The organism is Polynucleobacter sp. 71A-WALBACH, assembly GCF_018882365.1.
GTDB lineage: Bacteria > Pseudomonadota > Gammaproteobacteria > Burkholderiales > Burkholderiaceae > Polynucleobacter.
Genome location: NZ_JACVOP010000003.1, coordinates 131,571 through 146,361 on the forward strand (window position 1 = coordinate 131,571; position 14,791 = coordinate 146,361).

Below are 14,791 nucleotides of genomic sequence, written 5' to 3' on the forward strand. Positions count from 1 at the left end.
CATTCTTGAAAATTTACTGGATGCAGGTAAAAAACCTAGACAGGACGACTAAGAACCATGAGTAAAGCTAGTTTTAATTGGGCAGACCCCCTACTCCTTGATACTCAACTAACAGAAGAAGAGCGCATGGTGCGTGATGCTGCTGCCGAATATGCCCAAGGTCGCTTAATGCCGCGCATTCATGATGCGTTTCGCAATGAAACTACAGACCCAGCAATCTTTCGTGAAATGGGTGAACTTGGCCTCTTGGGCATCACCATTCCCGAGCAATATGGCGGAGCAAATCTCAACTACGTATCTTATGGACTAATCGCTCGTGAAATAGAGCGCGTTGACTCCGGCTATCGCTCCATGATGAGTGTGCAATCTTCCTTAGTCATGGTTCCAATTAATGAATTCGGTAGTGAAGCCCAAAAACAAAAATATCTTCCTAAGTTAGCCTCTGGTGAGTGGATTGGCTGCTTTGGATTGACTGAACCTAACTTCGGCTCGGATGCTGGCGGCATGATCACCAGAGCTAAAAAAGTGCCTGGTGGTTTCTCCCTAACTGGCTCTAAGATGTGGATCTCTAATTCTCCCATTGCAGATGTATTTGTTGTATGGGCTAAAAATGATGAGGGCCTGATTAGGGGCTTCATTCTCGAAAAAGGCATGAAGGGCTTATCTGCACCGAAGATCAGCGGCAAGATGGGTCTACGCGCCTCTATTACTGGTGAAATCGTGATGGACGAAGTATTTGTTCCGGCCGAAAATGAATTCCCTGAAATTACTGGCCTCAAAGGCCCATTTACCTGCTTAAACTCAGCGCGTTATGGCATTGCTTGGGGAGCGCTGGGTGCGGCCGAATGGTGTTGGTATGCAGCACGTCAGTACACCATGGATCGCAAGCAATTTGATCGCCCGCTTGCAGCCAATCAGCTCATTCAAAAAAAGCTCGCCGATATGCAAACTGAAATCACCTTAGCCCTTCAGGGTTGCTTACGATTGGGTCGCATGAAGGATGAAGGTATTGCAGCCCCAGAAATTACCTCCATGATGAAACGCAACTCCTGCGGTAAATCCTTGGATGTTGCGCGTCTAGCTAGAGACATGCATGGTGGAAACGGAATCTCAGATGAATATGGTGTGGTGCGCCATATGCTAAATCTTGAGGTAGTCAACACCTATGAAGGCACTCACGATATTCACGCCCTTATTTTAGGTCGCGCACAAACTGGTATTCAGGCTTTTAGTTAATAGCCAAGTTTATTGATGAGGTCGTTTGCAGTTTTTGCAAAGGCCTCATCGCTATCGTTTTCAAGTTCGACAAAATGATCTTCTTGATAGCTCGGAAAATTTCGAATGATTGAAGACTGATACGATGGGTCGTAATGCATTACCAGCAACTCCTCAACTAAGTCCGAAAAATTACCCGCATCAATTGCCTCATGCCATTTTGTAATTTGGACTTTGCCATAACGCGATATCAGTAAGCTGAGCTTTTGTTTAAAGCTCTCCGGGTTAGAGACGAAGTGCTGATATTCACGCAATAGCCAAGAGACCCTTGTATTAGCGCTAGAGCGAAGTTCAATGCATTGTCCCTCGCGAATGCGCTCCATTAAAGGATCAGGAATATGCAATCCTCCGACCTTTTTGCTTTCAGATTCTACAAAAACAATCTTTGCTGGATCTAGCGAATTAAACGCATTCCATAAATGAGTTTCAAAGGCTTTTTGAGTAGGCTGTTCAATATTAGGTTCATTGCCAAGCACGGACCCTCGGTGGATAGCCAGACCCTCAAGATCCAGAATCTGCTGACCTAGCGCGCCTATCTCCTGAAGAATGCGTGTCTTACCGCTTCCAGTCATTCCTGCAATCACTTGGAAAGAAAAATCTTTAGCAGCCTGATCTAGGCCATCAATCACAATGCGTCTAAAGCCTTGGTAGCCACTCTGTAACTGCATAGCCTTCCAGCCAATGCGATTCAGAATATGGGTAAAAGCACCGCTGCGCTCGCCGCCGCGCCAGCAGTAAATCAAAGGACGCCACTCTCTCGGAAAATCAATGAGAGAATTTTCTAAATGATTAGCAATATTGCGAGAGACATAAGCAGCACCTAATTTCTTCGCGGCAAATGGGGAAACTTGCTTATACAGAGTTCCAATCTCAATGCGCTCTTCGTTGCTTAATACTGGAAGATTAATGGCGTCAGGGATGTGATCTAAAGCAAATTCAGCTGGTGATCGCACATCAATAATGGCATCAAATTCGCCTAAAGATGATGCTAGTTTATCAATGTTGAGAATATGAGGATTGCTAGGTTGCAAACAATATCCTAGCGTAGCTGATTGAGTACGTGATCAGGCCAAGGTGAAGATTTACCTGTCTTCAGGTTTACCCACACCATCGTAGCGCCACCAACCGCAGCCATTGAATCTGGCTCTGTTGTTAAAGCCATCGTGGTGAAGACATCCAAACTTGAACGGCCAATATTACCAATGTAAGTTCTTAAGATTAGTTCACCTGGGTAGATAAGCTGCTGGTGAAAGTTACAAAAGCCATTGATCATCAACATGGATTCTTCGCCAGGAGCAACGCTATATCCGAGTGAAGTAATCCACTCCACTCTAGCCTGTTCCATGTAACGAAAATACACGGTGTTGTTGACATGCCCATAGGCATCCATATCGCCCCAACGAATCGGCATGTTCATCTGATGAACAAACTTTTTCTCCGCTGGAATCTCAATACGCATAAGTACTCACTGAATAATCAGCGAACTTGGAGGGCCATTTGATACAAATTTGTGGAGCGTGCACCAGAGCGGCAAAAAGCCAAAATGGGGCCAGGCATTGTTTTCAGCAAACGTGCCATCTCAACAACTTGATCAGGTGTAAAAGCACCGGGGACTACTGGTAAATAGGCGTAGTTCAAGCCAAGGGCTTCTGCTTGCGCCTGAATTTGGGCGTTAGTAGGTTGATCAGGACCACCCTCAAAATCTGGGCGATTATTGATTACGCTTTTGTAACCCTGTTTAACAATCTCAGCCAAATGGCTTGGATCAATTTGACCCAGCGTACCGAACTGATCTGTATGACAAGCTATAGGAAGGCTCATTTCAACCTCAAAAAATAAAAAGTATTTAAAAACTAATAACTTAGATTCTAAATCAGACTTACTTTTTGTGGCCCGTAAAGAAGCGATTGCAAATTGACATGCCAGCAAGCATTGCTAATATGAAGACTAGAGCCTTCAAGTGGCCAGCCCCAAGAGCAACAATTGCAGGCCCGGGGCAGAAGCCAGCCATCCCCCACCCTGCCCCAAAAATGAGGCCGCCAATGACCAAGGGCTTGGATATATCTCTTCGAGTTGGAATATGGAGCGCGCCACCAAAAAAGGCTTCCGTACGCTTGGAGACCAGATAAAAGCCGCCGAGACCAACAAGAATTGCTCCACCCATCACAAATATTAAGGATGGATCCCAGTTACCAGTGATGTCGAGGAAATTAAGAATTTTTTGCGGGTTGCTCATACTGGAAATGATCAGACCAAAACCGAATAAGACGCCAATCAAATACTGGCTATAGAAACTGAAATGTTTTTTCATCATTTATAGGCCTAGTAGATGGCGAGTGATAAACACCATCAAAAAACCAGAGCTCATAAAACATAAGGTGGCGACTAAGGATCTTGGGGATAAACGGGATAAGCCACAGACACCATGCCCACTAGTACAGCCAGAACCATAGCTCGTCCCAAAACCTACCAGTAGACCAGCAATAATGATAGCAATCCAATCAGCATCAATCACTGCTGTAGCGTGAAGACCAAAGAGTAAGCTTGCCCAAAATGGCGCACTCAATAATCCAAGTAAAAGACTTAGACGCCAATTGATATCACCCTCTTTGGGTGAGAGTAATCCAGATACGATTCCACTGATGCCCAGTATCCGCCCATGGAGAATGACATATAACGCTGCCGCCACACCCAATAAGATCCCGCCAAGAAATGCGGGGCCTGGAGTGAAAGCTAGCCAATCTATTTGCATATTATTTAGTCTAAGTTAGAGAGTATTAACTACAGGGATTAGGTGCATTGCGCGATTCCAAATAGCGTAGTGCTAAGTATGCGCCAAAGATAAATCCCGGCAAAGCGAGAAATGACCCAATTGCCAAGGTAGAAATGCCGCTCAGTCCTTGACCGACCGTGCACCCAAGTGCTGTAACCCCACCGAACCCCATCAAAGCCGCGCCGATCAAGTGATTAGCGGTGTCCTCTGTATTGCGAAAACTTTCCCAACGAAAAGACTTTGTGAATATAGCGATGTAAGCAGACCCTGAAATCATCCCAATGACAGCGGCAATACCTACAGTAATCACCTTAGAGGTATCGCTATACATCATCAACCAGTCTAAGGAGTAGGCATAAGGGGCAACAAAGGATAAGCTCTCCATGCGTCCAGAGTTGGTTACTAGGAAGACCTCTTCCAAAGTGTTTGGATCTTCAGCCACATAGCCTAAGCTACCTGATACCCACCACACAGCACAAATAGCAAGCCCAACAAAGGTGCCGGCAAAAATATTTTCTAAGGTCCAAAAGGTTTTATCTGCAAGGGCAAACGCAATAAAAGCAAAGCCGATAATTAAGCCAAGAGCCAGATGTAATTGACTCCGGGCAATACCAGTGATTGAACTCAAAATACTCGGCAAATCTTGTGGGGTAGCCAGCGCAATAAATACAGAATCTAATGTGTTGATGCGAATAACCCCGAGGAAGCCTTTCATGGTCATATAGGCAGTAAGGCCAAGAACCATGAAGACAATGACAGACTTGAGATTTCCGCCACCAATACGAACAAGAGTTTTGCTACCACAACCTGATGCAAGAACCATGCCTAATCCAAATAAGGTACTCCCAACAATACTAGAAAGCCATAAGAATTTACTACCGGTATACATGCTCTTCAAGGGATCAATTAATCCCAAATAAGACATTAAGGTAAAACCAATGATTGCGACACCAATGGCAAGGAACCATTGCTTCAAGCGACCCCAGCTAGACATAATGAAAATATCTGAAACTGCACCCATGCTACAAAAACCCGTTTTTTGCATTACTGCACCAAGTAAAAAAGTAATTGCAAAGGTAGCTAATAAAACTGATTTACTAAGAGAAGAAATATCTACCGCATCCATAATCAAAATTCTTTACTGAAATTATTTAAATTTATAAAACTGCTTGTTGAGAAAGGCTGCTACATCAGCCTCATCCTCAGGGAAAAGATCAAGTCGCAGTTCTGTGTTGCACATTGCGACCATGGACTTTAAATTCTGGAGGTTTTTTACCTTACTATCGCTGCGCGTGTAAATCATATCGCCATTACCAAAGCCCGATTTCTTGGCATGGCAGGCGTAGCATTTCTGCTGATCAATCTTCTTTCCATTGACGAGATCAGGCGTGGCATGGGCAGACAAATTCAGCCCAAACACGGCAATAATGGCACCGGCAAGCCTAATCAGCGGTAATTTCATTTGAAATCAGTCATTTAGCGTAGTAAAGAGCTATTTTAAAGCCCAGATGACAAATCTGCCTTATTCCGCTTGAATTGAGAGGTAGACGTTATAAGCATTCATCCGGTTTGCAGCCCTAAACAAGGGCATTCCTTCGTATTCTGACCAATCAACCTGTTGATAGGCTTCCTCAAAAGGATCCATATTGATGGCTGATTTTGTCATTGATGTACGTAAATACTGCAAATAATCCCTGGTGAAGCGAATATCAACGATTGGGCTATTTGAATAGGCGCCATGACCAGGAATAACGATGCTGGGGTTTAATGACTCAATTTCATCCAAGGCGTGTAACCAACCCTTACTATCCGCATTGCCCACAAAAGGAATGCGGCCGCGGAATACGAGGTCTCCAGCAAATAGCACTTTCTCTGATGGAACATAAGTAATTAAGTCCTCAGGGGCGTGAGCGGGTCCTACCCTAGAAATCTTAAATTCAACGCCACCAATTGTCAGCGTGTAAGCCTGATCTATCCACACATCAGCTGACATTAATTTAGTTGAAGCATTAACCCAAGGTGCAAAATCGATCCGAGAAGCAATCAGGCGCTGTTTAGCTGTTTCAGAGGAGATGTAGTTTCGACCCTCTCCCTGCGCATAAATTTTCGCCCCGATGCTCTTAAACTCTTGAAGGCCATAGATATGATCGGCATGGTAGTGCGTCACAATCACAGCAACCACCTTTTGAGCGGTCAGCTTTTTAATTTCGGCGATGAGTTTCTTGGCGAGAGCTGGGGAACCTAAGGCATCGATAACCACGACACCTTTAGGTGTGATGACAAAACCAGCATTCGAAATAAAGTTTTGATTTTTACTGCTACCCATCTCTGGGAGACCTTGAACAAAATAGGTATGCGGTGCAACCTGAATGGGATTTAAGAGCAAATCGTCTGATGCATTAACTGGGGCTGTCAATACAAATAGAGCAAGGAAGCCGAGAAGCATTGTGCACATTACGCAAGAGCGCATCTTCAGACCCGACAGAGACATAACTTAAGGCTTGATATAGGCAAAATGATTTTGGTATTGCAGATCGGCAACTCGAACAACACCAGATGGTGTGAAGTCTGTGTCAAGAGTGAATTGATCTTTAGAGAGATTACGATTCTTTAGAGTTATTTCGCAGACCTCAAAACGAACGCCGCGAGACTTCAATGCTCCGACCAGGGGAGCATATTCAATCCCATTCTTTTTATCTTTAGCACCTTCCATCATAATATCTACGCCATTGGCATGAGTAACCACAATAATTTTGGTTTGGGGTGATGTATCTAAATGATTGCGAATATTACGCAAGCCTTTAATGCCTTGAGTCTCAGCATCATCTATATGGTAGACGACCTCTGTAGGACCTGCAGCATAAGAAGTTATAGAAAGAATCGCAAAACAGGTGACTGCAAAGTACTGAAGTAATTTTTTCATTATTTTCTCAAATAAAATTTTAGAGAGAGACCATTCCTGGATTATTTTTTACACCCTTAATCACTGGCTCATTCAGCTTCACAGCCTTAACTACTTTGACATCGCGTAAATGACGTTCGATCACATCCCAGATCGGCTCTCCACCAAGGTTCCTCGCCTCTTCACTAACAGGTGCCCAGCCAGCCACTTTATAAGTCTTATTTGGATCAATATCCTTGCCATTAAGACGCATATCGCTAATACGTTGACCGGCCGATGCGCCTGGGTCAATCGTGTATTGCATGCCGCCTACGCGCACCATATCACCACCCTGCTGGTAATACGGATCCGGGTTAAATAAATTATCAGCCACATCTTCCAGAATAGTCTTGATAGTTTCACCAGTCATATTGTTGACGGTGGTGTATGGATAGGTAATGGCAGTTTGATCTAATAGGTTCTCACGAGTGATGGCCTGCCCTGGCAACAAACTAGTACCCCAGCGGAAGCCAGGCGAAAATGCGATCTCCGCATTCTTCTGAGTCATTAATCCATCCAAAATTAATTGATCAAAACTGCCATTGAAATTACCGCGACGATATAAAAGGCTATCTGTAGTAGCTAGCTTTTCATTCAATTTAGTTTCATATGGGGCACGCATTTTAGCGATCAGCTTATTCATTGCAGGATCGGCTGGAATCATATTCGAAAAGATTGGAAAGAGCTTGTAACGAAAATCAACTGGCTTGCCACCCTTAACATCAAAATCGAGCACGCCTAAGAACTTACTGTTGGAGCCTGCATTGGTAACCAAAGTTACTCCACCAGAATTCTTAACCTTGACTGGAATTGGTACGCCATCATGAGTATGACCACCCATAATTGCATCAAGTCCACTGACGCGCGATGCCATCTTCAAGTCAACATCCATACCATTATGGGATAGTAAGACAACCACCTTGGCGCCTTTAGCACGTACTTCTTGAATTGTTTTCTGTAAATTTTCTTCCTGAATGCCAAATGTCCAATCCGGCGTGAAATAGCGAGGATTTGCAATCGGCGTATATGGGAATGCCTGACCAATGATGGCCACTTGAATCCCATTCTGCACTTTCATGACGTAGGGATTAAAAACAGAGTCACCAAAATCGGCCGTCTTAATATTTTGAGCGATGAAAGAAACCTTGCCTTTGAAATCGCCATTCACAATCTCCATGACCCGCTTTTCACCTAAAGTCATTTCCCAGTGGGGAGTCATGACATCAACACCTAGTAACAAGGCCGCATCAACCATATCCTGACCATTAGTCCAAAGCGCTGTAGCAGAGCCCTGCCAAGTGTCACCACCATCTAATAACAACGCTCCTGGACGAGCAGCCTTCATTTGCTTAATCAGGGTCGCCATATGAGCAAAGCCACCCATCTTGCCGTAATTTTGCGCGGCTGCGACGTAATCTAAATAAGTAAATGCATGAGCATCACGCGTACCCGCAGCAATACCATTTGCCTTGAGGAAATATTCCCCAACCAAATGAGGTGTCTTACCTTCCTGGGCGCCAATACCTAAGTTAACATTTGGCTCACGAAAATAAATTGGCAGAAGTTGCGCATGGCAGTCTGTGAAGTGCAGAAAATGCACGTTACCAAAATTCGGTAAATCATAGAATTTTTGTGCGGTAGTCTGAGCGCTAGCAAAATTGGATTGCAAACTCATACCGCCTGCAGAAGCGATAGCTAGAGCTTGCAAAAACTCACGGCGATTTAAAGACATGGAAACTCCCCCTAAGAAAACAGGCCTTGCGGCCCGTTTTAATGTGTTATTTATTTACAGGCGACTCAGGATCAAGCAATAAAGCCATGACATCTTGGATTTGTTGCTCGTTTAACAATTTGAAGTGAGCAAATCGCGGCATGTTACTGCAGGCGTTATAGGCCTTTGAGTTGTTGATGCGATTCCAGGTGTAAGTTACAACCTCATTGGAGTAGCCGCGTAATTTCCCATAACCTGTCAAAGATGGACCAATATTTCCATAGGAGATTTCTTTAGGATCAATTTGGTGGCAGTTATAACAACCTCCACCAATTGGAGTGTCCACCTTATCAGTCCAAGTCGCACCGCGACCACTTTGGGCAATTTTTTCACCGTTCTTCCAGTCGCCAATGTACTTACCATCAGACGGCTGTTGAATCGAGTCCATATTGATCTTCTGGATTTTCTCGCGCATGGCTTGGCCTTGCTTGCTAGCTGCAAACTGCGGATCGGAACAGAATTTTTGTGTAGCATCTTGATCAATGCGATTTAATCCAGCAATGCCTTCAGCCCTAAAACTGTCATGCATCATCTTGCTGAATTTAGGATCATTCTTCTGTTGAGCTACAGCTGAAGACTGCATTAAAGCAGAGGCAACAATAAATCCTGTGATTGTTAAGAGCTGTTTGATGTGTTTAATTTTCATGATCTCGGTCTCTTATCAATTAACGCTTTAAGCCAGGGGTTTCAACAGTACCGCCATTGGCATTCTTCGCCATATACATAGACAAAGCGATAGTGACATCGGATCCATAAATAGGGAATGGGAAGCGCTGCTGACGGAAGCAATCATTTAGACGTTGTTGCATTGTCCAAAACTGACCGCTGGATACACGGTAGGCTGGCCAAGAGCCCCAGCCTAAAGCGGCACCCTTTTGCTCCGTAATATTTGGAAGGTCTTGTAAGCGGATGCGCTTGCCATTCTCACCGTGGCATGAAGCGCAGGAGAAGTCCATTGGGCCACCCTCGAAGAAAAAGGCGCGCTTGCCTAAGTCATACATTTCTTTTTCTTTAGGATGAGCCGTGCTCACTTTAATTTTGTCACCCTTTGAAAGAGTCACGACATAAGCGACGATTGCTTCCATATCCTTCTTCGGACCTTTTTGGAATTGGGCATCAATCATCTCCTGGGGATCACGACCCTGCAAGACTTGCATACAAGTCATTAAGCGAGATTCTAGGTCCTGGACCTTATTTGTATCCTTGAAATAGCGAGGTAATTGTGCCGCAGCACCCTTCACCACTCCTGGCCCTAAGCCAAGGTTACATTTTTCTAAAGTGGCATTCTTTGGGCCAGCTGGCTTCTTCCATAAATCTTCACCCGCCGCCTCATAAAGTTCAGAAGGGTTGCCATCTGCAATCATCTCTCGATATTTAGCAATATCGTCTGTCGCACTTTTCTGTGCTGACACCGAAGATGTCATTGTTAATAAAGTTGCTACCAAGCCAGTAGCTAACCCTAAGGTCAATTTACGCTGCATTTCCTACCCTTTCAGAACCACGGAGGCGGTGAAGATTTTGTTAAAGCAAAAAACATCAAGAAGCAGTTGCCTCATCAGTACGCTTGTCGCCCTTACTATCAATCCAAGTTACAGTAATCTTGTCGCCCTTAGCGCCCTTGTACTTAAAGTTCAAGAACGGATCCTTAGAAACTGCCGGGCCAAATTGACCATTCAATACATCTTTGCCATTAGCTTTTACGTTGATTGTGCTAATAAACCAAGCTGGAATTGTCTTACCGGAAGCATCTTTACGCTGACCAGATTCCATATCATGTTTCATCAAAATTTTTACGTCTACAGTACCGCCATTTTCAGCAGCTCTTACGCGCATTGGATCAGCCATTTTGTTCCTCTTTTATTCTGTATATAAATATATTGTGTTTATCGCTTGCCTTGGAATTAACCGCCGCAACCACCAAGCGTTACTTTGACTTCTTTAACAGCCATATTCCACTTGCCATCAGCTTTCACTAAGGCGTAAACATTCGATGTTTGACCCATCTTGATGCGGGTAGTTACAAAAGAGTCAGTGCCTGCTGGAATGAAGAATTGAGCAGCCAATGCACTCGGATTCTTTTCAACCAAAATAGCCATTTGTTCAGCTTTTAGCGTTGTGACGATGCCGACTGGCACTACTGCACCGTTTTCAGCAATATCAGGAGCATTCAAAGTAACCGCAGAGGATTTGTCTGGGGTACCAGCACCAAGGATTTTAAAAACGTCATCCAAGCTTTTGCCCTCGAATGCCGCCTTGTTCCACTCCTGTGCTTGCGCTACACTAATAAGCCCGGTTGAGGCCATCAGACCGAATACTGCTGAATATTTCAATAGACTGCGACGCTGTTGATTCATAAAAACTCCTTTAATAATCTTTACCTACAAACATAAGCTATTTTGCTTCAAATCCCTCAATGAACAAGCCAATTTAAATCATTTTCCGCCAGATAGCATCCAAGATACCAAAGTCTTGCGATCTTCATCCGAAAGCTGCGCCTGGGGCGGCATGGGGATGGAACCCCACACTCCAGCACCACCCGCTTTGACCTTGGCCATTAGCTTATCCAAGGCGCCACTTTGACCCTCATATTTCTTGGCAATATCCGCAATCGACGGTCCAACAAGCTTGGTATTTTGAGCATGACAGGCTGAGCAGTTTTCATTTTTAAACAATACTGCAGGGCCTTTGGTACTTGCTGAATGCGTATCAGCCGCATGAGCCAAGCCTACGCCTGAGCTGCCAGGTAATTCTTTAAGCGGGGGTTTAGTAGTATCTGCACCGCGATATGGGCCATACATACGATTTTGCTCTGCAATATTGTTATGCGCATTTCTAGCGAAATCGGGTAGCGTCGATCCAATTTGGACAAATGGTACACAGTTATGCATACAGGCATTGCCATTCACATCAGGCTTGCCAGTCACACTCCAGAAACCATGTTTAGTAGTCATGCCATTACGGTTCGGCATTTTGACTTCAGCAATATTGGTATTGCTCAGCACAAAATCATCGGGAACTATTTCTCCGAGACTCAAGATGAAGGCTACCAAAGCATAGGTATCGTCAGGGGTAAGAGATCTTGGTGCATTCCATGGCATGGCACGATAGATGTAATCCCACAGTGTTGATACTGTAGGTACCTTCATTAAGGTGGTTCGTTGCGGCTGCTTCATATCTTTGAGTGAAGCAACGCGACCAGTGTTGATATCGTCTTTAGTTGTACCTCCAGCGATAGGAGTAAAGATTTCGTTAGACTCACCAAAGGTGCCGTGGCAACTTGCACACTTGGCCTCCCAAATGACTTGCCCCTGCTCAACTGAGCCCGAACCTTTTGGCAGGCCTTTAAAGTCAGGACGCACATCAATATCCCATGCCGCAACTTCTGCAGGGGTTGCTGTTCTGCCAATGCCTGGGAATTTTGCTGAACTGGGTTGGGCAAATGATAGCTGCGCACCAATAGCGAGGAATGCTACAAATCCTAAGCGAGTAGAGAATTTATCCAACTTGAACATTACTCACCTCGCCGTTTGAATCCAACTTCCACGATTGAATTGCATTGTTGTGATAAATCGATCGAGTACCGCGAACATTGCGCAGAGTCTTGATTGATGGCTGAATGTAGCCCGTGTCATCCATTGCTCTCGATTGCATGATCGCCGGGGAGCCATCCCAAATCCAATCAATATTGAAGCGGGTAATGGACTTAGTTAAAACTGGTGTTTCAAGACGAGCTGTGCGCCAGTTATTGCCGCCATCAAAAGAGACATCAACACGTGTAATTTTTCCACGACCAGACCAAGCCATACCACTGACGTTATAGAAACCTTTATCCAACAGTTGCTGACCACCAGATGGAGTGGTAATAACAGATTTGCATTCTTGGATAGATGCATATTGGCGATGATCGCCGTTAGGCATGAGCTCGATGTAATGAACTGCCTCATCTTTTGCATTCCATGGCGCATCTCCGACCTCTAAACGACGCAACCACTTCACCCAACTAACGCCCTGAACGCCAGGAACTACTAAGCGCAAAGGAAATCCATTTTCAGGGCGTAACATCTCGCCATTCATGGACCAGGCAACAATAGTGTCATTGAGGCAACTTTCAAGGTTAATGGTGCGGGTCATACCCGAACCATCTCCGCCTTCAGCCAGCATGAACTTGCCTTTTTTGAGATCAGCACCACACTCCTCAAGCAATACCTTTAAAGGTACACCGGTAAACTCACAGCATGAAAGCATGCCATGGGTATATTGAACTGTAGGAACAGCCACGTTGCCCCACTCTAATCCAGTGTTAGCACCACACTCAATAAAGTGCGTACGAGAAACTGAAGGCAAGCGTATCAAATCATTCATAGTGAAAACACGTGGATTTTTCACTAAACCATTTACCATCAAGCGATGTGTTTCAGGATTGATGTTGTACCAACCTTGGTGATGACGTTCAAAATGCAATCCATTCGGAGTGATGGTTCCGAATAATCCTTGTAGGGGTGTGAAGGCAACAGAAGCAGCTGAAACTCGTGTTAAACCAGGAGACTCACGACGAATCAGGTTTGATTCATAAATAGATGGCACGCCATACGGCATAGTTGCCACGTTCTTACCTAAGGTAGTCTGCCATTCTTGTTTTTCCAAAATAGCTGGATCACCTTCACCTGTCGCCATAGCAAGTGGCGCCACTAGGCCAGCCGTCGCCCCACCTAGAGCGGACATAAACCCCTTGCGCAAGAAACCGCGACGGTTTTCATCAAGACCGTTAGCATTGATATCGGCAATGAGCTCCTGGGAAATAAAATGTTCAGGCGCCTTAACTAGGCGAGCTCGATTAACCGGCTTTTCGATAGCACCGATGTCCTGTGTGCTGATCTCAATTTGTTTTTTGGTCATGTGATCTTTACTTTAATGAATAGATGCCTCAAAACTTAATGCATACTCTCTGCAATCTTCGCGCAAACTGTTTGGCACATCTCGACAGTTGCGTTATCAGCAATAGAGTAAAAAACAGTCGTACCTTCTTTGCGTCTAAGCAAGATTCCAGCTTTGTGGAGAGCTGAAAGATGACGAGAAACATTGGCCTGGCTAGAACCGCATAACTCAAGCACTTCAGATACTGACTTTTCCCCGCTACATATGGCATACATGATGCGCAAACGCGATGGCTCCGATAGTACGTTGAAATATTCAGCTACCCGAGCGAATACCTTTTCCATTGATTCTGGGGATAGCTTTTTTGTGGCGTTTGCGAATTTAGAGCTCATGATTTAAGGCATCAAGATGTTATATGCGTATATGTGCATATTTAACACTTCAATACCAGCTCCTCATATAGAGAGTTACCCTAGGCATAACAACCAATACAATGAAATGAATGGATATTGACGCAATATTGCTCTCTTTAAAGCTGGCCTTTTGGACCATGGCACTGATATTGCCCTTTGGTGTTTGGGTTGCACACAAGCTGGCAACACTACGCGGAAGCCGCCCCTGGGTTGAGGCGGTATTGGCATTGCCCTTAGTCCTCCCCCCAACCGTACTGGGCTATTACTTTTTACTTTCATTTGGAAATACCAGCATCTTAGGCATTCCTCTCGTCTTTTCATTTACGGGAATCTTGCTGGCCTCCTTGATTGTGAATGTCCCATTTGCAATTCAGCCTATTCAGAGGGCCTTTGAGGCCATTAATCCCGAAATCAGGGAAGCTGCCCAAGTGAGTGGTTTGAGTAATTGGCAAATCTTTCGCTTAATAGATCTGCCGCTGGCTTGGCGAGGCATTACCAGTGCGGCTGCACTCACTTTTGCCCATACTCTGGGTGAGTTTGGTGTCGTCCTCATGGTTGGCGGTGCAATCCCAGGGGAAACCAAAACAGTATCCATATCGATCTATGACAAAGTTCAGAGCTTCGATACTGCTGGAGCTGGGTCACTCTCCCTGCTACTGCTTGGCATCTCCTTAGTGGCCATTGCTATTTCCTATGGCTTATTTGGACGAGCCACGCTCGTTAGTCAGAGGGGCAGAGCATAG

The 14,791-nt window shown here is 44.9% G+C and carries 19 protein-coding genes; 2 read left to right on the top strand and 17 right to left on the bottom strand.

The genetic code is table 11. The features are described from left to right. Nucleotides 1–57 precede the first annotated feature (57 nt). Nucleotides 58–1,236, top strand: coding sequence for an acyl-CoA dehydrogenase (locus ICN42_RS09930; RefSeq protein WP_216254095.1), 1,179 nt, complete (start codon nt 58–60; stop codon nt 1,234–1,236). Here ICN42_RS09930 and mnmH read toward each other — a convergent pair. The 17 genes from mnmH to ICN42_RS10015 all read right to left on the bottom strand — a co-directional run bounded on the left by mnmH (nt 1,233) and on the right by ICN42_RS10015 (nt 14,027). After that, a complete protein-coding gene (gene mnmH / locus ICN42_RS09935) occupies nt 1,233–2,306 on the bottom strand; it encodes a tRNA 2-selenouridine(34) synthase MnmH (protein WP_216254099.1) in 1,074 nt (357 codons plus the stop codon). The genes ICN42_RS09930 and mnmH overlap by 4 nt on opposite strands. Before the next feature lie 8 nt (nt 2,307–2,314). Next, nucleotides 2,315–2,734 (bottom strand): thioesterase family protein, encoded by a 420-nt coding sequence (locus tag ICN42_RS09940; protein WP_216254103.1) that lies wholly within the window; start codon nt 2,732–2,734, stop codon nt 2,315–2,317. Between the two features lie 17 nt (nt 2,735–2,751). Next, nucleotides 2,752–3,096, bottom strand: a complete 345-nt coding sequence (locus ICN42_RS09945) for a TIGR01244 family sulfur transferase (protein ID WP_216254105.1) — start codon at nt 3,094–3,096, stop codon at nt 2,752–2,754. A gap of 58 nt (nt 3,097–3,154) precedes the next feature. Next, complete coding sequence (locus ICN42_RS09950) at nt 3,155–3,586, bottom strand: YeeE/YedE family protein (RefSeq protein WP_216254108.1); 432 nt, start codon at nt 3,584–3,586, stop codon at nt 3,155–3,157. Between the two features lie 3 nt (nt 3,587–3,589). Then, the gene (locus tag ICN42_RS09955) at nt 3,590–4,027 is read right to left on the bottom strand and encodes a YeeE/YedE family protein (RefSeq protein WP_216254110.1); all 438 of its coding nucleotides are present in this window, start codon (nt 4,025–4,027) and stop codon (nt 3,590–3,592) included. A gap of 25 nt (nt 4,028–4,052) precedes the next feature. Beyond that, nucleotides 4,053–5,174, bottom strand: a complete 1,122-nt coding sequence (locus ICN42_RS09960; protein ID WP_216254113.1) for a YeeE/YedE family protein — start codon at nt 5,172–5,174, stop codon at nt 4,053–4,055. Between the two features lie 21 nt (nt 5,175–5,195). Next, nucleotides 5,196–5,510, bottom strand: coding sequence for a hypothetical protein (locus ICN42_RS09965; protein ID WP_255539353.1), 315 nt, complete (start codon nt 5,508–5,510; stop codon nt 5,196–5,198). Nucleotides 5,511–5,570: 60 nt separating this feature from the next. Beyond that, nucleotides 5,571–6,518, bottom strand: a complete 948-nt coding sequence (locus tag ICN42_RS09970; protein ID WP_255539354.1) for an MBL fold metallo-hydrolase — start codon at nt 6,516–6,518, stop codon at nt 5,571–5,573. 24 nt (nt 6,519–6,542) lie between these two features. Continuing rightward, entirely contained in the window at nt 6,543–6,971 is a 429-nt protein-coding gene (locus ICN42_RS09975; RefSeq protein WP_216254115.1) for a DsrE family protein, read from the bottom strand. A gap of 19 nt (nt 6,972–6,990) precedes the next feature. Then, complete coding sequence (gene soxB, locus ICN42_RS09980) at nt 6,991–8,721, bottom strand: thiosulfohydrolase SoxB (protein ID WP_216254117.1); 1,731 nt, start codon at nt 8,719–8,721, stop codon at nt 6,991–6,993. 46 nt (nt 8,722–8,767) lie between these two features. Continuing rightward, the gene (gene soxX, locus ICN42_RS09985) at nt 8,768–9,406 is read right to left on the bottom strand and encodes a sulfur oxidation c-type cytochrome SoxX (protein ID WP_216254121.1); all 639 of its coding nucleotides are present in this window, start codon (nt 9,404–9,406) and stop codon (nt 8,768–8,770) included. 19 nt (nt 9,407–9,425) lie between these two features. Next, on the bottom strand, nt 9,426–10,241 hold the full coding sequence (gene soxA, locus ICN42_RS09990; RefSeq protein ID WP_216254124.1) for a sulfur oxidation c-type cytochrome SoxA: 816 nt from the start codon (nt 10,239–10,241) through the stop codon (nt 9,426–9,428). A 55-nt stretch (nt 10,242–10,296) separates the two neighbouring features. Beyond that, entirely contained in the window at nt 10,297–10,605 is a 309-nt protein-coding gene (gene soxZ, locus ICN42_RS09995) for a thiosulfate oxidation carrier complex protein SoxZ (RefSeq protein WP_215297773.1), read from the bottom strand. Between the two features lie 56 nt (nt 10,606–10,661). Next, nucleotides 10,662–11,114, bottom strand: a complete 453-nt coding sequence (gene soxY, locus ICN42_RS10000; RefSeq protein WP_216254127.1) for a thiosulfate oxidation carrier protein SoxY — start codon at nt 11,112–11,114, stop codon at nt 10,662–10,664. A 78-nt stretch (nt 11,115–11,192) separates the two neighbouring features. Continuing rightward, complete coding sequence (locus tag ICN42_RS10005) at nt 11,193–12,272, bottom strand: c-type cytochrome (RefSeq protein ID WP_216254130.1); 1,080 nt, start codon at nt 12,270–12,272, stop codon at nt 11,193–11,195. Then, entirely contained in the window at nt 12,256–13,611 is a 1,356-nt protein-coding gene (gene soxC, locus ICN42_RS10010) for a sulfite dehydrogenase (RefSeq protein WP_370626031.1), read from the bottom strand. The genes ICN42_RS10005 and soxC overlap by 17 nt, the downstream gene beginning before the upstream one ends. Before the next feature lie 80 nt (nt 13,612–13,691). After that, nucleotides 13,692–14,027 carry a metalloregulator ArsR/SmtB family transcription factor gene (locus ICN42_RS10015; protein ID WP_216254135.1) on the bottom strand — a complete coding sequence of 112 codons (336 nt, stop codon included), beginning with the start codon at nt 14,025–14,027 and terminating at the stop codon, nt 13,692–13,694. Between the two features lie 110 nt (nt 14,028–14,137). On the opposite strand from ICN42_RS10015, the gene modB reads away from it, so the two are divergent. Continuing rightward, the gene (gene modB / locus ICN42_RS10020) at nt 14,138–14,791 is read left to right on the top strand and encodes a molybdate ABC transporter permease subunit (protein ID WP_216254141.1); all 654 of its coding nucleotides are present in this window, start codon (nt 14,138–14,140) and stop codon (nt 14,789–14,791) included.